A 20,993-nucleotide genomic window follows, 5' to 3' on the forward strand; every position below is an offset into this window, starting at 1 on the left:
AATGGCCAAGATCGGCTTCATCGGATTGGGGATCATGGGCAAGCCAATGGCGCAGCATTTGCAAAATGCAGGCCACCAGCTTTTTACCTCAAAGCATACGCAGCCCCCGCATAAAGACTTGCTGGATGCAGGACTGACTGTTCTCAATACGCCCAAGGCAGTGGCTGCGGAATGTGAGACAATCATCCTCATGCTACCGGATACGCCGCAGGTAGCCGACGTTCTGTTTAGTGAGAATGGTGTTGTGGAAGGCTTGGGCAAGGGCAAGACGCTCATCGATATGAGCTCGATTTCGCCTATCGAAACCAAGGAGTTTGCGAAAAAAGTCCGGGCAACCGGTGCGGAATATATCGATGCACCAGTGTCAGGCGGCGAGGTCGGTGCGAAGAACGCGAGCCTTTCCATCATGGCAGGCGGTGCACAGGCAAGTTTTGATGCCGCACTGCCTCTGCTGAAACTGATGGGCAAGAACATCACGCTTGTGGGCGATTGCGGTGATGGCCAGACCACCAAGGTCGCAAACCAGATTATCGTCGCGCTCAATATTGAAGCTGTCGCCGAAGCGCTGGTCTTTGCCTCCAAAGCGGGTGCCGATCCGGCCAAGGTGCGTGAAGCGCTGATGGGTGGCTTTGCTTCCTCGCGTATTCTGGAGGTACACGGCGAACGCATGATCAAGCGCACATTCGATCCGGGTTTCCGCATTGCGCTGCACCAGAAGGATTTGAATTTGGCTTTGCAGGGCGCGAAGGCTTTGGGCGTTTCGCTACCGAATACCGCGACAGCACAGGAATTGTTCAACTCTTGTGCGGCTCATGGTGACGACGGTCTGGATCATTCTGGACTGGTGCGTGCGCTGGAACGCATGGCAAACCATGACGTTGCATAATCCCCAAGTTTGATTTCTCTGGAGGGGAGAACATGGAGCTGGTTATCTGGAGGGAGATGGCCGGCTCCATTGCTTTTATATGCGCGGCACGAAATAGTGCTGTGAAACAATAAACAAAATCGGGAATCTCATGACCGCCATCACCGATCCGAAGAAGTTTCTGACCAGCCTGTTCGATGCAGCGGTTGCTGCTGCTGATCCTGAACTGGTGATCCGCGCCAATCTGCCTGCCAAGCCCAAGGGCCGGACGATTGTGATCGGTGCAGGTAAGGGTTCGGCACAGATGGCGGCTGCATTCGAGCGGGCATGGGCCGAGCGGCATGAGGGGGAGGACGCACCACTCGAAGGCATTGTCGTCACGCGCTATGGCTATGGTGCGCCCTGCAAAACCATTGAGATCATTGAGGCATCGCACCCGGTGCCTGATGATGCCGGGCTTGCGGCCTCAAAGCGACTGTTCGATGCAGTGTCGAACCTCACAGAAGATGACCTTGTGGTGGCGCTTGTTTCTGGTGGAGGGTCTGCCTTGTTGCCATCGCCGCCCGAAGGCCTGACGCTTGAGGACGAGATTGCGGTCAACAAAGCGCTGCTGGCATCTGGTGCGCCGATTTCGGCTATGAATGCCGTGCGAAAACATCTTTCGACCATCAAGGGCGGGAGGCTGGCAGCGCACGCACATCCGGCAAAGGTTTTCTCGCTGGTGGTTTCGGATATTCCCGGTGATAACCCTGCCTTTGTCGCATCCGGCCCGACGGTGCCTGATAAAATCAGCCGTGACGAAGCCCTCAAAATCATCGACCGCTACAAGCTTGAACTGCCGGAGGCGGTGCTCGCGCATATCAAAAGCGAGAAGGCTCATGCGCCGAAGCCTGACGACACGATCTTTGCCGACAATGAAGTGCGGGTGATTGCGTCAGCAGCCGTCTCACTGGAGGCCGCAGTCAAGGAAGCCGAGCGCCATGGTGTTGAAGCGGTGATCCTGTCCGATTCAATGGAAGGCGAGGCGCGCGAAGTAGCGCATGTTCATGCGGCAATCGCGCGTGAAGTGGCGGATCGTGATCGCCCGTTTAAAAAGCCGGTTGTTCTGCTTTCCGGTGGTGAGACCACCGTGACCATCCGTGCCAAAGGCGGCAAGGGTGGCCGCAACAGCGAGTTTCTGCTGGCTTTTGCGCTCGATATTGATGGCTATGCGAATATTCATGCGCTGGCAGCAGATACCGATGGCATTGACGGTTCGGAAGATAATGCCGGAGCTTTTGCCGACGGTACAACGGTTTCACGGCTGCAAAAGGCTGGCGAAGATGGTGCGACCCGGCTTAATGCCAATGATGCATGGGCGGCATTTGACGCAATCGATGATCTGTTCATGCCCGGTCCTACCGGAACAAACGTCAATGATTTCAGGGCTATTTTGATATTGGCTTAGTTTCGTCGTCGATCAGAATGCGCGTAGCCGCGCCATCCAGATCTTCATACTGGCCGTTTTTTAACGACCATAGAAATCCCGCAAGGCCCAGAACCCCCAGGCCCAGCGCGATAGGAATAAGGAAAAGCAGTCCGCTCATTTGTGCGCTTCCTTGAGAACGACAGCAGGTGCAACGCTGGTCTGCACCGGCTGCTTTTGTTTTCCGGCCCTAAGTCGCATGGCGTTGCTCACTACCACAATCGATGACAGCGACATCGAAAGTGCCGCCACCAGCGGCGTTACATAGCCGAAAATCGCAATCGGCACAGCAATGATATTATAGCCGATGGAAAGCGCAAAGTTCTGGCTTATCAATCGGCCTGCTTCTTTTGATACAGCAAAAGCCAGCGGTACGGCGGAGAGACTTTCGCGCAGGAACACGAAATCGGCAGCGTTGCGGCCAATGTCGGCAGCCGTTGCCGGGGCCATGGAAACATGGGCCGCGACGAGCGCTGGCGCATCGTTCAGCCCGTCACCGACCATCAGAACTTTGCGACCATCGGCGGTGAGTTCCTGCACAAGTTGTGACTTGTCAGCAGGCAGAACTTCGCCACGATAAGTATCAACACCCAGATAACCGGCCAGCTTTTGCACGGCAGGCTGTTTGTCGCCGGAAATGATTTCAAGCTTCAAGCCATTGCGTTTCAACGCACCGATGGCGGCCGCCGCATCTTCGCGCGGTTGGTCTTCAAAGCGGAAGGTTTCAACCAGCTTGCCGTCGATGGAAAGGCAGGTTTCTGGGCCATCAGAAAGAGCGGCATTTGCATGGTTGTCCGCCCATTCGCGCTTGCCAAGCCGATAGATTGTGCCGTTCAGTTCGGCTTCAATGCCAGCACCAGGAATTTCCTCAATGCGGGTGAAGGCCGTCATTGGCTTTGCGCCTGAAAACAGCGCAAGCGCCCGCGACAATGGATGACGCGAATAAAGCGACAGTTCAGCAGCAATTTCGAGGTGGTTCGGGTTGATCGCATCGCGGTTAGTCAGGCGTGGCTGACCAAGTGTCAGCGTACCGGTCTTGTCGAACACAGCAGTGTCGATCTCAGCCATCCGCTCCATGGCGGAGCCGTCCTTGATCATGATGCCATTTTCAAACAGGCGGCGAGCTGCAACCACCTGAACGATTGGCACGGCAAGTGCCAGCGCACAGGGGCAGGTGATGATGAGTGTGCAGATCGCAATATAGATCGAGCGATACCAGTCGCCGCCGGTATAGATCATCCAGCCGACAAATGCCGCAAAGGCTATCGTATGCACCATCGGCACATAAAGCTCCGAGGCGCGATCAGCGAGGCGACGATAATAGGCGCGACCACCTTCGGCCACGTCCATCAGACGCACCATTTCGGCGAGGAACGAATCCTTTGCTTCAGCGGTCGCACGAATGACGAGCGGGGCTGAGAGGTTCATGGTTCCGGCGCGAATGTCTGAACCGGGGCCAACTGGAACCGCATCGCTTTCGCCAGATGCAATCGCACAATCGAGTTCTGAGCGACCATCTTCGACTTTGGCATCGACCGGCACACGTTCGCCAGCGGCAAGGATAATCCGCATGCCGGGGCGGATTTCATTGACCGGCAGATAGTTGCGCTCGTCATTGTCACCAATCACCACCGCACCGCGCGGACTCAATTGCGCCAGACCGCGAACAGCAGAACGCGCACGTGCACGCATCAGATAGTCGAGCGTGCGGCCAATCAGCAGGAAGAACAGCAGTGAAACCGAGGCATCAAAATAGGCGTGCTGCCCATGGTTCATCGTCTCATAAACGCTCATGCCAAAGGCGAGCGAGATGGCGAGCGCAATCGGCACATCCATGTTCACGCGTCGGGTGCGCAAGGCATTCCATGCAGAAACGTAGAAAATTCGACCCGAATAAATCAGTGTCGGCAGCGCTATAAGACCGGAAATCCAGTGAAACATATCGCGGGTGGCGGCATCCGCACCCGACCAGACTGCAACCGACAGTAGCATCACATTGCTGGATGCGAAGGCTGCAACGCCGAGTGCAATCAACAGCCGCGTGAAGGTCGGGTCCTTATCCTGAACCATATCGAAAATATGCGCCTCGTAGCCAAGGCGGCGCAGCGGATCGACCACATCGGGCGGTGTTTCACCGTCCTTCCAGCGAATGGTGACGCGGCGCGCTGTGAGATTAACGCGAACATAAGCGACGCCCTTGAGCTTGCCGAGCGCCTCTTCAATGGTCTTGATGCAGAGGCCGCAATGAACGCCCGGAACCGAGAGGTCAAGCTGGCGCAGGCCATCGCCCAACGCACGGCTCGCAACCAGCATTTCATCTGGCGAGACAGCTTGAATGGCAGTGGCTATCTGAGCATTTTCAACGCAGCAACTCATAAGATCTTCCCGTCCTTCACAAGAACGCGGATGATGTGGCGATAGGGATCTTCAAGACCATAATCTTCATTGGTATCGGCATTGACTTCCATGATCCACGCGCCTTCGCCAAGTTCAAGCGGCGCGGTCAGCACACCCTCGTCACCCGCGCTGAGAGTGACTTTGGTGTCATGGACATCACCGACCGGGCGCTTGAATTCAACCGTGCCGCCGGTCACGTTTATGGCTTTGCCGTCGCGATCCGCAAGTTTCCAGCTGAACACACCTTCTGCATAAGATGGCTGTGACTGCCAACCGAGTGCAGCTTGTTCCTTGCCGGTCTCGGCTTTGTCGTTGAACTCCTGGCTTGCGACATAGGTGTTTTTCACCACAAGCCCGCTCCAGCTGCTGATAGCCTTGTAAGCCATGGTCATATTGACAGCGATGATGACGCCAAAAAAAGCAATCATGATGCCCAGCATGTGCCAGCCGGTAAAAGTACCTGACGTTTTCGATTTTACTGACATCATTTCTTCTCCGGGGCCATGAAGGTTGCCTTGTAGCGTGCGCTTTCAGAGCCGTCTGCGTCGCGCACTTCGATTTCATAGTCAGAGCGGGGCTCCATGATAGCATCATGCGGCAGGGTTACGAAAACGCGCAGCGTCTTCAGTCTGTCTGGTTCAACTGGCACATCATAATTGCCGTCCGCATCGATGTTTTCATCCTGAACAGTCAGCGTTGCACCCGGCAGACCTTCGATTGAAAGACGGAAGGTGCGCGGAACGGGGATCATGTTCAGCAACTTGACCGTATAACCGTTGCGGATCGAGCCATCGGACAGCAACACATATTGCGGTGTGCGATCATGCAGCACGTTGATGCCGATGCGCTGACGCATCGAAAGCGAGATAACCAGCGTCAGGCCGATTAGCGCCCAGACGATGAAGTAGAACAGGATGCGCGGACGTAAGACTTTTTTCCACGACAGATGCTCAACGGCACCGGAGAGCTTGTTCGGCGCTTCATAAACGCGTGCCGGATCAATAGGGGCGGTGCCATTGTTGGTGGCGAGCGCCATATTCCAATCGTAATCGGCAAGCGTTGCATAGGAAATCAGACCACGTTCCTTGCCAACCTTGTCCATCACGCTGTCGCAGGCATCAATGCAGAGCGCGCAGGTGATGCACTCAAGCTGCTGACCGTCACGAATGTCGATACCCATCGGGCAGGCGGCAACGCAGGCATTGCAATCGACGCAATCGCCAACGGTTTCGCCTGAAGCCAATGCCTTCTTGGAATGGCGTGAGCGCGGTTCGCCGCGCCAGTCATTATAGGTCACGGTCAGCGAGTTTTCGTCAAGCATCGCTGCCTGAATGCGCGGCCATGGGCACATATAGGTGCAGACCTGCTCGCGCATCAGACCACCGAAAACATAGGTCGTAGCCGTCAGGATCGCGACGGTGAAATAGGCGACGGGTGCTGCCTGACCGGTCACAAAATCCATGAGAAGGGTGGGCGCGTCGGCAAAATAGAAAATCCATGCGCCGCCTGTCAGAACGCCGATGACAATCCAGATTGCGTGCTTGGTTACGCGCTTCCAGACCTTGTCGAAGCTCCATGGTGCCTTGTCGAGCTTCATGCGGGCATTGCGGTCGCCTTCAATGGCGCGCTCGACAACCAGATAAAGATCGACCCAGACGGTCTGCGGGCAGGTATAGCCGCACCAGGCGCGCCCAGCCGCCGATGTCACCAGAAACAGACCAAGGCCCGCCATGATGAGCAGACCTGCAACATAATAGAATTCCTGCGGCCAGATTTCGATGAAGAAGAAATAGAAGCGGCGATTGGCCAGATCGATCAGCACTGCCTGATCGGGCGCATATGGCCCACGATCCCAGCGAAGAAACGGCGTCAGGTAATAGATCCCCAATGTGATAAACATGATGATCCATTTGAAGCGGCGGAAATTGCCTTGCACGCGCTTCGGAAATATCTTTACCCGCGCCGCATAGAGCGACTTCCCACTCATTGGGGGGCGGGTCTTGGGGGAATTGACTGCCTGAACGTCTATGCGTTCGACATCATCTGACATTTGCCTTGCTCCTGAAGCACGATGCCGGACAGACAGAAGCTGGCTTGCCGGTAGATCGCACTTGCAACAATTGAGAGCGGGGTGGTTATTCGCCGTCCGTTCCGATGCAGTAACATGAGTGCAGCCCCGATTTGCCGTTCAACTGGAGCTGCCCTTTATTTTAACTGGCCCCGGAAAGGGGCCAGTAGTCGTTATTCACCACCGCCGAGCGAGTGGACGAAAATTGCAAGCTGTTTAACGGTCGCATCACCAAGGCGTGTTTCCCAAGCAGGCATCACACCATGTTTTGGCCGCGTGACCTGACGCGCAATAGCGTCTTCACCAGAGCCGTAGAACCAGATGGCATCGGTGAGATTTGGTGCGCCAAATTCACGCAAGCCCTTTGCATCCGCGCCGTGACAGACGGCACAGTTTTCAGCAAAAACCTTCTGGCCTTCTGGAACCATGGCTGGATCATGTGGCGTGCCGGAAAGGCTGACCACGTAAGCTGCGACATCGCGTATCTGCGCGGGTTCGAGAACATCGGCAAAGCCGGGCATTTCCGAAACGCGCGTTTCACTATCGTCAGGGGAGCGCACCCCATGGCGAATGGTTGTGAGAATGTCGTCAACCGAACCACCCCACAGCCAATCATCATCATTGAGGTTTGGATAGCCGGGCGCACCCTGTGCGCCTGAGCCGTGGCACTGCACGCAGTTGACACGGAAAGCGGCCGCCCCACCTGCAATCGCATATTGGCGCAGGTTTTCATCGGCCAGAATCTCATGCACATCCTTGGCTTTGATCTGGTCGATAATACCCTGACGATCGGCAGTAATCGCGGCGTTTTCTTTCCAGAAATCGCCGCGGCTCGACCAACCGATCAGGCCTGCTGTTGAGTTGGAGATCAGCGGCCATGCCGGATAGGCAATGACATAGGCAAGTGCCCAAACGATGGTCGCGTAGAAGGTCCAGAGCCACCAGCGTGGCATAGGATTATCGAGTTCCCGAATGCCATCCCATTCGTGGCCGGTGGTCTCTACACCACTGACTTCATCTATCTGTTTGTCAGTCATTTTTGTCGTCCTTGAATGGAATTTCCTTCGCTTCATCGGCTTTCTTTTTGCTTCCGGGGCGGAAGGCAAAGAGAATGACAAAGACGAAGAAGAGCGCCATGGCAAGCAGGCCCCAGCTATCGGCGAAAGTGCGTAGGGTATTGTAATCCATCGCTAAATCTCCGCTTTATCTCGCTTTGGGGGACTGATCGTAGGTCGAGAAGTCAACGAGGGTGCCGAGCATCTGAAGATAGGCGATCAGCGCGTCCATCTCCGAAATGACCTGCGGATTGCCGTCAAAATCGCCAACGCGTGCCTTAGGGTAACGGGCCTCGACGCTGGACGTATCGGCGTTTGGATCGGCCTGCGCCTTCAGATCAGCAAGCGCGTTGTCGACCATCTCCTGCGTGTAAGGCACACCGACTGCCACATTGGCCTTCAGGTTCGCAGCGATGTTGTTGGCATCAAGCGGACGATCCTTGAGGAAAGCGTAGCTTGGCATGACCGATTCCGGCACCACGTCACGCGGGCGGATCAGGTGCTGTACGTGCCATTCATTGGAGTAACGTCCGCCGACGCGCGCAAGGTCCGGCCCCGTGCGTTTTGAGCCCCACTGGAACGAATGATCGTACATGGATTCCGCCGCCAGACTGTAATGACCGTAGCGTTCCACTTCGTCGCGGAACGGACGGATCATCTGGCTGTGGCAGAGGTAGCAGCCTTCACGCACATAGATGTCGCGGCCCGCGAGTTCCAACGGAGAATAAGGACGCATCCCTTCCACCTTCTCGATGGTGTTTTCGAGATAGAACAGCGGCGCGATTTCAACGATACCACCGACCGTAACCACAGCGAGCGAGGCGATCAGCAGCAGTGTTGCGTTTCTCTCCAGCTTGGAGTGTTTTTTCAGAATAGACATAAATCACACTCCTTATTCGGCTGGCTGCATCGTGGTGCCGGCTACAGGCCGGGCACCGCCCATTGGGGCTTCTTTGCGCAGATTGCCGCGAATGGTCTGGTAGACGTTCCATGCCATCACCAGTCCACCGGCGAGGTAAAGCAGACCGCCTGCCGTACGGATCACGTAGTAAGGGAACATTGCGAGCACGGTTTCGGCGAAGGAATAGACGAGGAAACCCTGATCGTCGTATTCGCGCCACATCAGGCCCTGCTGAATGCCGGCAACCCACATGGCGGCGGCATAGAGCACGATGCCGAGTGTTGCGAGCCAGAAGTGCCAGTTGACCATGCGGATCGAATAGAGGCGTTCACGGTCCCATAGTTTTGGTGTGAGGTAGTAAACGGCAGCAAATGTGATCATGCCATTCCAGCCGAGCGCACCCGCATGAACGTGACCGATGGTCCAGTCCGTGTAGTGGGACAGCGAGTTGACTGCCTTGATCGAAAGCATCGGACCCTCAAAGGTTGCCATGCCGTAGAAGGCAATCGCTGCAACCATCAGACGGATGATCGGATCGGTACGAACCTTGTCCCATGCGCCGGAAAGCGTCATCAGACCGTTGATCATGCCACCCCATGAAGGCATCCAGAGCATGATCGAGAACACCATGCCGAGCGTCTGCGCCCAATCGGGAACAGCCGTGTAATGGAGGTGATGAGGGCCAGCCCAGATATAGAGGAAGATGATCGACCAGAAGTGAACGATCGACAGGCGATAGGAATAGACCGGACGGTTCGCCTGCTTGGGTACGAAATAGTACATCATCGCGAGAAATGGCACGGTCAGGAAGAACGCAACTGCGTTATGACCATACCACCACTGTGTCACGGCATCCTGCACGCCTGCGAAGGCCGAATAGCTCTTCACGCCGAGGAACGATACCGGGATCGCCAGATTGTTGATGATGTGCAACATGGCGATGGTGATGATGAACGACAGGTAGAACCAGTTTGCCACATAGATATGTGGTTCTTTGCGCTTCAACACGGTGCCGAGGAAGACAACGAGATAGGCGACCCAGACGATGGTAAGCCAGATATCGACATACCATTCCGGTTCAGCATATTCGCGGCTCTGCGTGATGCCGAGCAGATAGCCGGTTGCAGCCATCACGATGAAGAGCTGGTAGCCCCAGAACACGAACCAGGCCAGATCGCCGCCAATGAGGCGGGCGCGACAGGTGCGCTGCACGACATAGAAGGATGAGGCGATCAGGATGTTACCGCCAAATGCAAAAACAACTGCTGAGGTGTGCAGCGGACGCAAGCGGCCAAAGTTCAGATAAGGTTCCAGATTGAGATCTGGAAAAGCGAGCTGGGCCGCGATAAGTACACCGACCAGAAAGCCAACAACGCCCCAGAATACTGTTGCGATCACGCCATAGCGGATCGGCCCGTCCATATAGGTGGACTGGTCAACCTTCTTTGGCGTCAGGCCATAATCGGCGTTCCGCATCAGCAAAATGGCGAAGATGGCAAGTGTAGCGAACAGAATCCACATATGGGTTCTGAACAACTCATCATGAGAAAATCCGGCCAGAAGCACGGCAAAAAGTGCTCCCAGACCAGAAAGGACTGTTCCAGCGGCGTAGTTCATCTAATCCCCTCGCAGCGCAAGTCAGAAGCTGTCGAAGTGAAGACAGCTATAGCGATAGTTCTCTATCGGCTCTCTGCGAAAGGGTGTCATTGATCTAAATCAACGAGCGTTAGAGCGCATCCCGAAAAGTGTGAAACGGTTTTCGGACAAGATGCGCGCCAAAACAAAAAGATCGGAGCGCCTGCGATGAATTGGGAGTTTCGGGGGAAGTCAGTTGCCAAGTGTGATGCGTCGGCATCTCAGCGCCTTGGTATTATGCCGCAGCTTGTGTCGGAATAATGAGGAGGGCACGCAGGCCACCTTCAGCACGGTTATGCAACTGCACCTCACCGCCCATACGTGTTGCTGCCATTTGGACAATGGGAAGGCCAAGACCGCTGCCGTTCTCGCTTCTATTCGCACCGCGATAGAAACGTTCGGTCACATGGGTCATTTCCTCCGGCGGTATGCCAGGCCCGTCATCCTCAACAGTGAAGACGAGATGTTCGCCATCCTGATAAAGGCTGCATCGTACCGAACCGCCTTCCGGCGAATGGTTGACGGCGTTCTCGATCAGATTGCGCATAGCGAGCGTAAAGAGGTGCGGGTATCGCATTGTGACCAGCGGCAGATTACCTGGTAACTCTATTTTGACGCCACGATGCGCCGCGAGCATTCGCATATCCGTTGAGATAGAAACCAGAAGCTGGCAAGCGGGTTCGGGCGCTGGCGGCTCCATTTCGTCGCCTGTTTCGAGCGCTGCCAGATCAAGCAACTGGTTGACCAGACGGCTGGTGCGATCCACGCCAGCTGCAATCTGACGAACGGCATTGATACGCATGGTATCGTCTTTTGCACTCTCGGCAATCTGAGCCTGCGTTTTGAGGCCCGCAAGCGGGGTTTTCAATTCGTGTGCGGCAAAGATTGCGAAATTACGTTCGCGTTCCCGCGCTTCTTCCACACGATGGAAAAGCCCGTTCAGCGCCGAAACAGCCGGGGCAATTTCTGACGGAAGCTTCTCTTCTCGGAGTGGCCGTAAGTCTCTCGCATCCCGTTTGGACAAGATTGCTGCAAGATTGCTCAATGGGTTGAGTCCACGCCGCACACACAGCCAGATCATACTGGCAAGGATCGGCAGCAGAAGCAGTGCCGGTAGTACGACGCCTGTCACCACGTTTTGCACAAGCCGCTCACGCACTGAAAGGCTATCGCCCACCATGACACGCAGTCCGAGCTTTGTATTTTCAACCGCAAATACTCGCCAGCGGTCGCCAGCGACAACTGTATCTGAAAAGCCATTGGCCACATCGGTCAGGCGTTCGCCCGGAGCGCTTTCAGACCGCCCAACAAGCCTTCCGTCGATTGCCCAGATCTGGCAGAAAAGCTGGCGGTCATAGTGGGGAAAATCATCCATCGGCTTGAGTGAAAGCTGTCCGCCGTCGCCATCGGGATTAACCTCAACGCGCCGCTCGATCAAAAGCGAATTGACCATGCGGGCGGCTTCCATGAGGCGCGCATCCAGCACTTTTTCAAGTCGCGATTGGGTGCTCACATGAATCCAGATCACGGCAAATAACCAGACGAGACAGGTGATGCCGATCAATATACCGGTGAGGCGACTGCGAATGGAGTTCATGCCTGAGCTCCCGCGAGCCTGTAACCGACACCGCGCACAGTCTCGATAAAGCCTGAACCAAGCTTGGAGCGCAGGTGATGAATATGCACTTCGACTGCGTTGCTTTCGACTTCTTCCTGCCAGCCATAAAGCGCTTCTTCGAGCGATGACTTGGAAACCGTCGCTGTCGGGCGTTCCATCAAAGTACGCAATATCGAAAATTCACGTCGTGTCAGACGAAGCGGCTCGCCCTTGAATTGTACCGACATTTCAGCCGGATCAAGTTCTACGCCTTGCCATTCAAGTGTAGCACTGGCGCGACCTGAGCCGCGCCGTGCAATGGCTCGAACGCGTGCAGCAAGCTCGTGCAGATCGAAGGGTTTGCCGACGTAATCATCTGCACCTGCATCAAGCCCTGCAATGCGTTCGGGCACCTGATCGCGTGCGGTCAGCAAGAGGACCGGTGTTTCATCCCGTGCCTGACGCATGGATTTCAGGATGTCGAGACCTGAGCCATCCGGCAGCATCAGGTCGAGCACAACCGCGTTGTAATTCTGGGCGGCAAGCGCTGCTTCCGCATCGCCACAGTTTGCAACAGCATCCACGGTGAATCCGGCTAATCCCAGACCCACGGAAAGCCCGTCGAGCAGGATTGCATCGTCTTCAACCACCAGAATGCGCATGTGTCTTCCTGTTTCCGCCTTGTTTCATCTGTAAGCGGCTTCTCGCTTTGCCAGCTTAAGGCTGCCTTAAGGTGACGGCAGCATTTGCTTTTTACAACCTAAACTATTTTGCACGAATCAAATTACCCGGAATAACCCGAATGCGCTTTTTCGCGATACTCGCCGCTTTTCTTATGTTTGCTTTTTCACCTGTGCTGGCTGCAAGCCCGCTGCCGGTCGATGATGCTTTTGGTTTAAGTGTAGCGAAGGATGGCGACAACCGGCTCCTGCTGAACTGGCAGATTTCCGACGGCTACTATCTCTATCGCGATCATATCGAAGCAAAAGATGCAAAAGGCGTAGCACTTACCGTCGATACGCAACCGGGCATCGCCAAGGATGATCCGAATTTCGGACGGCTCGAAGTCTATTACACGCGAGCAAGTGCCAGTGTTCCGGTGGGTAGCGAGCCCATTCAGCTGACCTATCAAGGGTGTCAGGAAGATGGAATCTGCTATCGCCCTGAAACCCGTACCATTGATCCGGTGACGCTCGCAGTCAGCAGCCAGATGGGTAAGGCTTTTTCGCAAGGCTCTCCATTTACGGCCGCCTCAACTCCGAATGACCAAGGCAAAGCTTTCGCACTCGCTCCTGAAAAAGGCATGGTCGAAAGTCTTCTCGATCAGGGCGGTTCAGCGCTGGTGATTGCTGCGTTTCTTGCTTTCGGCGGGCTGCTGGCTTTTACGCCTTGCGTGTTCCCAATCTATCCGATTGTTGCGGGAACTCTGGCGCGAGAAGGCGAAAAACTTACTGCACGACGTGGCTTCGTTCTGTCCAGTACCTATGTCGTCAGCCTCGCACTTGGTTTTGCAGTCATCGGCGCGATTGCGGGCTGGTCCGGCCAAAACCTGCAAATGGTACTGCAGTCCAAATGGATGGCGCTGGCACTTGCCGGAATATTCACCTTGCTTGCCCTGTCGATGTTTGGCCTGTTCCAAATACAGCTGCCATCCTCTTGGGTGAGCGCAGTTTCAGCTAAAACCGGGCAGCGCACCGGTTCAAAGCTCTCCGCCGCAGTTCTCGGCTTTTCGTCGGTGCTGATCGTCGGCCCTTGTGTTACGGCGCCCTTGGCAGGTGCGCTGCTTTATATCGCACAAACCGCCAATGTTGCCCTTGGAGCCAGCGCCTTGTTCGCGCTTGGTATTGGTAAAGGCTTGCCTTTGATCGCATTCGCTACGCTTGGCGCAGGCACCTTGCCACGTGCCGGGGCGTGGATGGAAATGTTCAAGCAGGTCTTTGGCTTTGGTTTTCTCGCAACCGCTATTTTTATGGCGGCACCTTTATTGCCTTCGGGCGTGGATATGGTGCTTTGGGCCTTGCTGCTGTTTGGCGTTGCAAGCTTTGCCTTTCTCAAGATACCGGGGCGCAGTGTCGTCGCCCGCACCATTGGCACGACGGCCTTCGTCTATGGCGTCATTTTGATGCTCGGGGTGGCTTCTGGTGGTCGCGATCCATTGCAACCGCTGGCGGCATTGGTTAATCGTGACGTTAACCATAACTTGGCCGAGCTGCGATTCGCGCCGGTCGAAACGGTTTCTGCCCTTCAGGAAAAGCTGGATGCGGCGCGCGGCGACAAGCCGACGCTGGTCTATTTTACGGCAGATTGGTGCGTAAGCTGCTCCACTGTGGAGCGGCGCGTCCTGCCGGATGCAGGCGTGAAGAAAGCGCTTGGCGGATATCAGCTTATCAAGGCGGATGTCTCGGACCTCAATGCGGGCAATGCCGATCTCATGGCAAAGCTCAAAGTGGCAGGTCCGCCAACCATGGTTTTCTTCAACAATGCCAGCAAAGAGCCTGAAGGAACAAGATTGGTCGGCGATGTATCGTCGGCAACCATTGAACGTTCTGTCGGACTTCTAAAGGCCGGTCAGAAACAAGGCTTATGAGAGCGCGTCCCGAAAAGTGGAAACCGGTTTTCGGAACAAGACGCGCGTCAAAACGAAAGGTTAGAGCGCCGATCTGATTCAATCAGATCGAAATGCGCTCTAAATTGAACATGGCTCGGGGACATTTGGGGTATGGGGCATTGACCACTCACAATCAAAAGGGGCGCTCAACTGCGTCCTTAGCGCGACTGATATTGATCAGCCTTCTGCCGTTTGCAGTTGCGGCTTGCACGACGACATCGTCAGATAGGCCGATCGCAGTGACGATGCCAGAGACGGTTGCTGTCGCTCCTCAGCCCGTGGCGGCGGCACCTGTTGTTGAGCCTTTGCCAGAGCCTGAAGTGCAGACGGCAAAGAGCGAATATGAGGTCATGTATGGTGCGGTCAATGATGGCGGTAATCAGATTGCGGCACTTGATCTGAGCAAAATCGCCGAGCGTAATCTGCGCAAGCAAGTGAACTACCAGACCAGCCATCCGGTTGGAACCATCATCGTCGATCCCTATGCACGCTATCTTTATCTCGTGCAGCCCGGCGGCAAGGCCATGCGCTACTCCGTGGGCGTTGGTCGCGCTGGCCTGACTTTTAGCGGCGAAGCAAAAGTTGCCTATAAAGCGCAGTGGCCGCGTTGGACACCGACGCAGAATATGATCAAGCGCAATCCTGATCACTATGCGAAATATGCCAAGGGTCTGGAAGGCGGCATCCGCAATCCACTCGGCGCGCGAGCCCTTTATCTCTATCGCGACGGCAAAGATACGCTCTATCGCATCCACGGTACGAATGAGCCATGGTCCGTGGGTAAAGCCGCATCTTCAGGCTGCATCCGTCTTTTCAACCAGGACATTCTCGACCTTCACAAGCGTGTTTCCAGCGGAAGCCGTGTCGTCGTTCTGGACAAGTCTCAATCTAGGTCCCAGTCTGGGCAAGGAGAAAGCTAATGATCAATCGTCGTCAGATGCTGGCAGCAACCGCAGCCGGTGCCGCAACAATAGCCATTTCTGGCGGCGAGAGCTTCGCTCAGCGTGTGCCGACCGTCGCCGATGTTCTTTATGACAAGGAAATCCCGGTTCTCGGTAATCCCAATGGCGATGTCACTATCGTTGAATATTTCGACTATCAGTGTCCCTACTGCAAAAAGGGCCACGCTGAACTGATGCGGGTTGTCGAAAATGACGGCAAGGTGCGGCTGGTGCTGAAAGACTGGATTATCTTTGGTGACAACTCTGCCTATCCGGCGCGACTGGTGCTGGCAGCCGAAAAGTCCGGTGATTATGTCAAGGCGATGGAAGCCATGATGCTAACACCGGGTCGTCTGACCAAGGACCAGACGGATGCAGCACTTAAGAAAGCTGGTCTTGATCCGAAAAAGCTTGAAGCTGCTTACAAAGTCGACGCTGCTCGGATCAACGGTATTCTTGAGCGCAACATGGAACAGGGTGAAGCCTTTAATTTTGGCGGCACGCCATCGTTTGTCATAGGCACCAGACTTTATGGTGGCGTGATGAATGAGCAGAGCCTGATCGACGCTATCAAGGAAGCGCGTAAGGCCTAATACCAAAGTTCATTGAGTGAAACTCATTGGACTTTGGTTAAGCCCGAGTGGCGCTTGAACTTTATCAAGGCGTGATGCCTTAGCATCTTGAGCCGCCTTGGTATAAAAAGCGTTTCAAAAATTTGAAAGCAAGCAGCGGAGTGTTGTCGGTCTTGTTAAGCGTTAGCTTTCCTTCATAGTAAGAAGGATAACGGACATGAACCTGATGACACGCACGCTGACAAGCAACAATGACACTGATGAAAGCCGTTGGCTAAAAGTGCTGGCGCGCGACAAGGCATCAGATGGCGAATTCGTTTACGCTGTACGCACGACGGGCGTTTATTGCCGTCCGTCGTGCCCATCGCGCCGTGGTAAACGCGAAAATGTTCAGTTTTTTATCACTTGCGACGATGCGGAGCACGCTGGCTTTCGCCCTTGCATGCGGTGCAAGCCGCATTTCGATGCAACGCTGGAGACACAAAATACTGCGCGTTACGCGGATATGGTTTCCGCCGCCTGCCGCTTCATCGAAAATGCTGATGAAGTTCCGGCACTTGAGGAGATTGCACGCGTTGCTGGTGCCAGCCCAGCACATTTCCATCGCATCTTTAAAAGCTTTACTGGTCTGACGCCGAAGGCCTATGCCGATGCACATCGTGCAGGAAAAATGCGCGCAGCCCTCAAAGCCAATGACAGTCGCGTAACGGACGCGATCTACGAGGCAGGCTATAATTCTTCCAGCCGTTTCTATGAGGCTTCGGACAAAATCCTCGGCATGAAGCCGAAGGCTTACAAGTCCGGCGGTGAAAACGAAACCATCCGCTTTGCCATCGGACAATCCGCCCTCGGTGCTGTTTTGGTAGCCGAAAGCGGGAAGGGGGTCTGTGCCATTCTGATGGGCGAGGATCCGCAGGAGCTGATTGTTGATCTGGAAAAGCGCTTTCCGAAAGCGCAGCTTGTGGGCGCAGATCGCGATTTCGAGAATCACATCGCGCAGGTCATCGGCTTTGTCGAAAATCCCGGCATAGGATTCGATCTGCCGCTTGATTTAAGAGGCACAGCTTTTCAGCAGCGCGTGTGGCGGGCCTTGCGCGAGATTCCGCTTGGCAAAACAGTAAGTTATAGCGAGCTTGCCCAAACGATCGGTCTGCCCAAATCAACGCGTGCGGTGGCACAAGCCTGCGGTGCCAACAAGATTGCAGTTGCGGTTCCTTGCCATCGCGTGGTGCGCAATGATGGCGGCCTGTCCGGTTATCGCTGGGGTGTTGAACGCAAGCGTGATTTGCTCGAAAGAGAGCGCCAGTCATGAAGGAGAAGCTGGCCTCTTACGACTGGCAAAAAGTCACCGATGAACTGGACCAGTTCGGAACGGCGACGCTAGGGCAACTCTTTTCCGAAGAGCAATGTAACGAACTCGTCGGCCTCTATGATGCTTCTGATGCGTTTCGCTCGACTATCTCAATGGCAAGGCATGGTTTTGGACTCGGTGAGTACAAGTATTTTGCCAATCCGCTGCCTGAGATCATCAGCGCATCCCGCAAGGCGCTATATGCGCGGCTAAGCCCCCTGGCCAATCGCTGGAGCGAACGTCTGGGAAGTGGAGTGGAATATCCGGCAAGCCACGATGAATATCTCGCAATCTGCCATGCAGCAGGGCAGACACGCCCGACTCCACTGATCCTGCAATATGTCGAAGGTGACTATAATTGCCTGCATCAGGATCTTTACGGCGATCTCGCTTTTCCGCTTCAGGTGGCAGTCCTGCTGTCACGGCCGGGCGAGGATTTCACCGGCGGTGAGTTTGTACTGACGGAACAGCGTCCGCGTATGCAAAGCAGAGCCGAGGTCGTGTCCCTGCAACAAGGAGATGCGGTTGTTTTTGCAGTCAATGATCGACCGATGCGTGGCACGCGGGGCGATTATCGCGTCAAGATGCGGCACGGCGTCAGTCGTCTGCGCTCAGGTAAGCGTCATACGCTGGGCATTATATTTCATGATGCACGATAAGGGGTTGCAACGTTTCGGTTGATAGCTTTTGATCGCGACACAAGATCAAAGGAGTCGGAAATGAGCGTGACCATCTACGGTATCAAAAACTGTGACACCATGAAGAAGGCGCGCACCTGGCTTGAAGATCGTGGCATCGAATACGCCTTCCACGACTACAAGAAGGAAGGCCTCGATGCCGCGACACTTGACCGGTTTCTGAAAGATGTTGAGTGGGAAAAGCTGATCAATCGTGCGGGCACCACTTTCCGCAAACTGCCAGAAGAAGAACGTCAGAATGTCGATGCTGCGAAGGCGCGGGAGCTGATGCTGGCGCAGCCTTCCATGGTCAAACGCCCGGTACTCGATAAGGACGGAAAACTAACCATCGGCTTCAAGCCAGATCAATACGAAGCGTTCTTCAAAGCTTGAGCATCTCAAGGTTTGCCTTAGATAATATGTCTTCACATGACGATAGCAGGCAGGCCAAACCATGCATAAGCGGATAGACAAAATTTTCCAGCAATGGTCGGTCAGTTGGCGGGATGCGTTGATTGCCTCTGTTGCCGGTGCGGTCGCGTGGCTGGTTTGCCAGTGGATGCTTGGCCAGCCACGGCCTGTCTTTGCAATGGTGACAGCCGTTATCTGCTTGGCACCCAATCTTCCCAATCATGGCAAACAGGCGATTGGTGTCATTACCGGCGTTACAACAGGTGTTGTGGTAGGGGAGTTGTCGCTGCTTCTGCCGGAAACAATTCCGGTTCTGCATATGAGTGTTGTCACCTGCATAGCCATGGTGCTTGCAACGACATTCGGCTTGGCACCCGCAATCGCCATCCAATCGGGCGTTTCCGCCATTCTGGTTCTGGCTATGGGGCCGCAGGTCGCTGGTATGACGCGTCTCATTGATGTGCTGGTCGGTGCTGGCGTCGGGCTTCTGTTCAGTCAGATATTGGTGACGCCCGATCCGGTGAGACTCATTGACAGAGCCGTGCGGGGATTGGTCGATAATATTCTGAAAGGATTGAAACAGTCAGCGATTGCCCTTGAAAAGCAAGACGTTGTTCATGCGCAAAGCGCCATAAACCAGTTCACGCAGGCCCAACGCGCAGTCAATGCGCTGGGTGATGGGATTGCATTGGCGCGATCCAATGCGCGCTGGTCGCTCCGCGGGCGCCTTGTCGCACGTGAGGTCAGCGAAATGGCAGGCCGCTATGATCGTCGTGGCATTCGTCTTTATGCATCGGCACTGTTGTTCGGCGAAGCTCTCGGCAATGCGCTGCGCAAGAAAGAAGCTTCGCCACCAGAATGGATTGCACAGGCGTTGCAATCGGTGATCCACAATTGCAATCTGGATGAAGGCGAGGTGCCGGAACGCCTGACAGCTGTGCCGCAGGACATTGATTTCAGTTGGCGCGATACGGCTTTCCGTCTGCAATCGGTGAATGAAACACTGCTGCATTTCCTGCATTCGGCCCAGCCTGACAGTGTACCGGTGCGCCCGCCCAAACCAAACACGGACGTGTCATCGGTATGACTTCCGCATTCGATGCCGGAAAGTTGAACTGAATTCGGATGATTGATCCCATCAGAAAAATTCAATTGTATGGCTTCGCGCGAAGCGTATTTTCCCCGCCATGAACAAGACACTCTCCCAGACATACCCGCACCAGATTGCACTCCGTTATGCCTTTGGCGGCTTCCTCGCCATGATCGCGGTAATGGGTATTGGTCGCTTCATCTATACGCCAATCCTGCCGGGCATGATGGCGGATGTGGGCTTTAATGCTGCCGATGCCGGTTTCATCGCATCAGCCAATTATGTCGGTTATCTGCTTGGGGCGGTTGTTGGCGGCTATGGCTGGTCTGCCGGTATTGAACGCGCCAGCGTGCTTGTGGGGCTGATCATCAGTGCCGTGCTTTGTGCGCTCATGGCACTGGTCGATGGCGTGTGGCTGTTCTCAATCATCCGGTTTGCAGCAGGTTTCATCAGTGCCGTCACCATGATTCTCGCAACCGCAATCGTGTTGAGCCATATCACGGCAGCGGAGCGGGCAGGGCTCGGTGCACTGCATTTCGGTGGCGTGGGTGCGGGTATTGCAATTTCCGCAGTAATGGTGGCTGCCATTCGGCTGTCCGGCCTTGGCTGGAAAGCAGACTGGATGGGCGCGGCTGTTCTGAGCGTAATCTTGGCCGCTCTCGTGGCCTATCTCGTGAAGGAAGGCCCGGTCGGTGGCACGAATGGCAAGCGTGAACCGGCTTTGCCAAACAGTTTCGCGTTCAATGCAATTGCGCTGGCTTATGGCATTTTTGGTTTTGGTTATGTGATTACGGCGACATTCATCATTGCCATCGTGCGTTCCAATGAGGGCGGGCCGCTGATGGAAGCGGCGGTCTGGGTCATAACCGGATTGTGCGCTGCACCCTCAATCTGGCTATGGTCGCCTGCTATCAGAAAATTCGGATTGTTTTCTGCCTTTGCTCTGACTGCCGTATTGGAAGCGATTGGCGTTGCCGCAAGTGTGGTTCTGCCCGCACCTTTTGGCCCACTGATTGGCGGTGCATTGTTGGGTTTGACGTTCATGGCTTTGACTGCCTTTGGCCTTCAGGCTGCGCGTGTTCTCGCACCCCATTCGCCAAAGCGCGCACTTGGGCGCATGACAGTCTGTTTCAGTATTGGCCAGATTGCAGGGCCGTTGGTTGCCGGCTTCATGGCGCAATATTCCGGCTCGTTTACCCTGCCAAGTCTGATCGCCGCTTTTGCGTTGCTGGTCACAGCTTTCATAGGCCTTGCCGCTGGCAAGGCTGCCAAGTAACGGGAAACCTTACAAAAATTTAACTGGTAAAGGACGTTGGACAGGCATTTCATAAATGCAGAATTGCATTTTTGGATTTTCCTG

At 55.2% G+C, this 20,993-nt stretch carries 20 protein-coding genes; 10 read left to right on the plus strand and 10 right to left on the minus strand.

The window, feature by feature from the left end:
* The first annotated feature begins 1 nt into the window (after position 1).
* Positions 2-886, plus strand: a complete 885-nt coding sequence (locus ACSME1_RS09125) for a 2-hydroxy-3-oxopropionate reductase (protein ID WP_024896084.1) — start codon at positions 2-4, stop codon at positions 884-886.
* A gap of 130 nt (positions 887-1,016) precedes the next feature.
* On the plus strand, positions 1,017-2,312 hold the full coding sequence (locus ACSME1_RS09130; RefSeq protein ID WP_105705356.1) for a glycerate kinase type-2 family protein: 1,296 nt from the start codon (positions 1,017-1,019) through the stop codon (positions 2,310-2,312).
* Here ACSME1_RS09130 and ccoS read toward each other — a convergent pair.
* From ccoS to ACSME1_RS09180, 10 genes are all read right to left on the minus strand, one after another.
* Positions 2,293-2,451 carry a cbb3-type cytochrome oxidase assembly protein CcoS gene (ccoS, locus tag ACSME1_RS09135; protein ID WP_024896086.1) on the minus strand — a complete coding sequence of 53 codons (159 nt, stop codon included), beginning with the start codon at positions 2,449-2,451 and terminating at the stop codon, positions 2,293-2,295. The two genes, ACSME1_RS09130 and ccoS, sit on opposite strands and share 20 nt — an antisense overlap.
* On the minus strand, positions 2,448-4,706 hold the full coding sequence (locus ACSME1_RS09140; protein WP_105705355.1) for a cation-translocating P-type ATPase: 2,259 nt from the start codon (positions 4,704-4,706) through the stop codon (positions 2,448-2,450). The genes ccoS and ACSME1_RS09140 overlap by 4 nt, the downstream gene beginning before the upstream one ends.
* The gene (locus ACSME1_RS09145) at positions 4,703-5,212 is read right to left on the minus strand and encodes a FixH family protein (protein WP_105705353.1); all 510 of its coding nucleotides are present in this window, start codon (positions 5,210-5,212) and stop codon (positions 4,703-4,705) included. The genes ACSME1_RS09140 and ACSME1_RS09145 overlap by 4 nt, the downstream gene beginning before the upstream one ends.
* Positions 5,212-6,777 carry a cytochrome c oxidase accessory protein CcoG gene (gene ccoG / locus ACSME1_RS09150; protein WP_105705351.1) on the minus strand — a complete coding sequence of 522 codons (1,566 nt, stop codon included), beginning with the start codon at positions 6,775-6,777 and terminating at the stop codon, positions 5,212-5,214. The genes ACSME1_RS09145 and ccoG overlap by 1 nt, the downstream gene beginning before the upstream one ends.
* Before the next feature lie 191 nt (positions 6,778-6,968).
* Positions 6,969-7,832, minus strand: a complete 864-nt coding sequence (gene ccoP / locus ACSME1_RS09155; protein WP_105705349.1) for a cytochrome-c oxidase, cbb3-type subunit III — start codon at positions 7,830-7,832, stop codon at positions 6,969-6,971.
* The gene (locus ACSME1_RS09160) at positions 7,825-7,983 is read right to left on the minus strand and encodes a CcoQ/FixQ family Cbb3-type cytochrome c oxidase assembly chaperone (protein ID WP_024896091.1); all 159 of its coding nucleotides are present in this window, start codon (positions 7,981-7,983) and stop codon (positions 7,825-7,827) included. The genes ccoP and ACSME1_RS09160 overlap by 8 nt, the downstream gene beginning before the upstream one ends.
* Before the next feature lie 15 nt (positions 7,984-7,998).
* Complete coding sequence (gene ccoO, locus ACSME1_RS09165) at positions 7,999-8,730, minus strand: cytochrome-c oxidase, cbb3-type subunit II (protein ID WP_024896092.1); 732 nt, start codon at positions 8,728-8,730, stop codon at positions 7,999-8,001.
* 12 nt (positions 8,731-8,742) lie between these two features.
* The gene (gene ccoN / locus ACSME1_RS09170) at positions 8,743-10,368 is read right to left on the minus strand and encodes a cytochrome-c oxidase, cbb3-type subunit I (protein WP_105705347.1); all 1,626 of its coding nucleotides are present in this window, start codon (positions 10,366-10,368) and stop codon (positions 8,743-8,745) included.
* 253 nt (positions 10,369-10,621) lie between these two features.
* Positions 10,622-11,983, minus strand: a complete 1,362-nt coding sequence (locus ACSME1_RS09175) for an ATP-binding protein (RefSeq protein ID WP_105705345.1) — start codon at positions 11,981-11,983, stop codon at positions 10,622-10,624.
* Positions 11,980-12,645 carry a response regulator gene (locus ACSME1_RS09180; RefSeq protein ID WP_024896095.1) on the minus strand — a complete coding sequence of 222 codons (666 nt, stop codon included), beginning with the start codon at positions 12,643-12,645 and terminating at the stop codon, positions 11,980-11,982. The genes ACSME1_RS09175 and ACSME1_RS09180 overlap by 4 nt, the downstream gene beginning before the upstream one ends.
* 140 nt (positions 12,646-12,785) lie before the next feature.
* Here ACSME1_RS09180 and dsbD point away from each other — a divergent pair, with 140 nt between their 5' ends.
* The 8 genes from dsbD to ACSME1_RS09220 all read left to right on the plus strand — a co-directional run bounded on the left by dsbD (position 12,786) and on the right by ACSME1_RS09220 (position 20,909).
* The gene (dsbD, locus tag ACSME1_RS09185; protein WP_024896096.1) at positions 12,786-14,570 is read left to right on the plus strand and encodes a protein-disulfide reductase DsbD; all 1,785 of its coding nucleotides are present in this window, start codon (positions 12,786-12,788) and stop codon (positions 14,568-14,570) included.
* Positions 14,571-14,758: 188 nt separating this feature from the next.
* Positions 14,759-15,511 (plus strand): L,D-transpeptidase, encoded by a 753-nt coding sequence (locus tag ACSME1_RS09190; RefSeq protein WP_036566706.1) that lies wholly within the window; start codon positions 14,759-14,761, stop codon positions 15,509-15,511.
* A complete protein-coding gene (locus ACSME1_RS09195) occupies positions 15,511-16,125 on the plus strand; it encodes a DsbA family protein (protein ID WP_024896098.1) in 615 nt (204 codons plus the stop codon). The genes ACSME1_RS09190 and ACSME1_RS09195 overlap by 1 nt, the downstream gene beginning before the upstream one ends.
* A gap of 196 nt (positions 16,126-16,321) precedes the next feature.
* Positions 16,322-17,416, plus strand: a complete 1,095-nt coding sequence (gene ada, locus ACSME1_RS09200; RefSeq protein ID WP_105705344.1) for a bifunctional DNA-binding transcriptional regulator/O6-methylguanine-DNA methyltransferase Ada — start codon at positions 16,322-16,324, stop codon at positions 17,414-17,416.
* A complete protein-coding gene (locus tag ACSME1_RS09205; protein WP_105705342.1) occupies positions 17,413-18,114 on the plus strand; it encodes a 2OG-Fe(II) oxygenase in 702 nt (233 codons plus the stop codon). Before ada ends, ACSME1_RS09205 begins: the two co-directional genes overlap by 4 nt.
* 60 nt (positions 18,115-18,174) lie before the next feature.
* Positions 18,175-18,525: an ArsC family reductase gene (locus ACSME1_RS09210; protein WP_105705341.1), complete on the plus strand. Its 351-nt coding sequence runs from the start codon at positions 18,175-18,177 to the stop codon at positions 18,523-18,525.
* A gap of 61 nt (positions 18,526-18,586) precedes the next feature.
* A complete protein-coding gene (locus ACSME1_RS09215; protein WP_024896102.1) occupies positions 18,587-19,630 on the plus strand; it encodes an FUSC family protein in 1,044 nt (347 codons plus the stop codon).
* Positions 19,631-19,730: 100 nt separating this feature from the next.
* Entirely contained in the window at positions 19,731-20,909 is a 1,179-nt protein-coding gene (locus tag ACSME1_RS09220) for a YbfB/YjiJ family MFS transporter (RefSeq protein WP_105705339.1), read from the plus strand.
* Positions 20,910-20,993: the final 84 nt, after the last annotated feature.

This window comes from Brucella pituitosa (assembly GCF_965577835.1).
GTDB classification, from domain to species: Bacteria; Pseudomonadota; Alphaproteobacteria; order Rhizobiales; family Rhizobiaceae; genus Brucella; species Brucella pituitosa.

Excerpts from the sequence above, each read along its gene's own strand:
- ccoN (WP_105705347.1), bottom strand. The coding sequence starts at position 10,368 with ATGAACTACGCCGCTGGAACAGTCCTTTCTGGTCTGGGAGCACTTTTT.
- ACSME1_RS09210 (WP_105705341.1), top strand. The coding sequence starts at position 18,175 with ATGAGCGTGACCATCTACGGTATCAAAAACTGTGACACCATGAAGAAG.
- ACSME1_RS09175 (WP_105705345.1), bottom strand. The coding sequence starts at position 11,983 with ATGAACTCCATTCGCAGTCGCCTCACCGGTATATTGATCGGCATCACC.
- ACSME1_RS09205 (WP_105705342.1), top strand. The coding sequence starts at position 17,413 with ATGAAGGAGAAGCTGGCCTCTTACGACTGGCAAAAAGTCACCGATGAA.
- ACSME1_RS09140 (WP_105705355.1), bottom strand. The coding sequence starts at position 4,706 with ATGAGTTGCTGCGTTGAAAATGCTCAGATAGCCACTGCCATTCAAGCT.
- dsbD (WP_024896096.1), top strand. The coding sequence starts at position 12,786 with ATGCGCTTTTTCGCGATACTCGCCGCTTTTCTTATGTTTGCTTTTTCA.
- ccoP (WP_105705349.1), bottom strand. The coding sequence starts at position 7,832 with ATGACTGACAAACAGATAGATGAAGTCAGTGGTGTAGAGACCACCGGC.
- ACSME1_RS09145 (WP_105705353.1), bottom strand. The coding sequence starts at position 5,212 with ATGTCAGTAAAATCGAAAACGTCAGGTACTTTTACCGGCTGGCACATG.
- ACSME1_RS09125 (WP_024896084.1), top strand. The coding sequence starts at position 2 with ATGGCCAAGATCGGCTTCATCGGATTGGGGATCATGGGCAAGCCAATG.
- ccoO (WP_024896092.1), bottom strand. The coding sequence starts at position 8,730 with ATGTCTATTCTGAAAAAACACTCCAAGCTGGAGAGAAACGCAACACTG.
- ACSME1_RS09195 (WP_024896098.1), top strand. The coding sequence starts at position 15,511 with ATGATCAATCGTCGTCAGATGCTGGCAGCAACCGCAGCCGGTGCCGCA.
- ada (WP_105705344.1), top strand. The coding sequence starts at position 16,322 with ATGAACCTGATGACACGCACGCTGACAAGCAACAATGACACTGATGAA.
- ACSME1_RS09180 (WP_024896095.1), bottom strand. The coding sequence starts at position 12,645 with ATGCGCATTCTGGTGGTTGAAGACGATGCAATCCTGCTCGACGGGCTT.
- ACSME1_RS09160 (WP_024896091.1), bottom strand. The coding sequence starts at position 7,983 with ATGGATTACAATACCCTACGCACTTTCGCCGATAGCTGGGGCCTGCTT.
- ACSME1_RS09215 (WP_024896102.1), top strand. The coding sequence starts at position 18,587 with ATGCATAAGCGGATAGACAAAATTTTCCAGCAATGGTCGGTCAGTTGG.
- ccoG (WP_105705351.1), bottom strand. The coding sequence starts at position 6,777 with ATGTCAGATGATGTCGAACGCATAGACGTTCAGGCAGTCAATTCCCCC.
- ACSME1_RS09220 (WP_105705339.1), top strand. The coding sequence starts at position 19,731 with ATGAACAAGACACTCTCCCAGACATACCCGCACCAGATTGCACTCCGT.
- ccoS (WP_024896086.1), bottom strand. The coding sequence starts at position 2,451 with ATGAGCGGACTGCTTTTCCTTATTCCTATCGCGCTGGGCCTGGGGGTT.
- ACSME1_RS09130 (WP_105705356.1), top strand. The coding sequence starts at position 1,017 with ATGACCGCCATCACCGATCCGAAGAAGTTTCTGACCAGCCTGTTCGAT.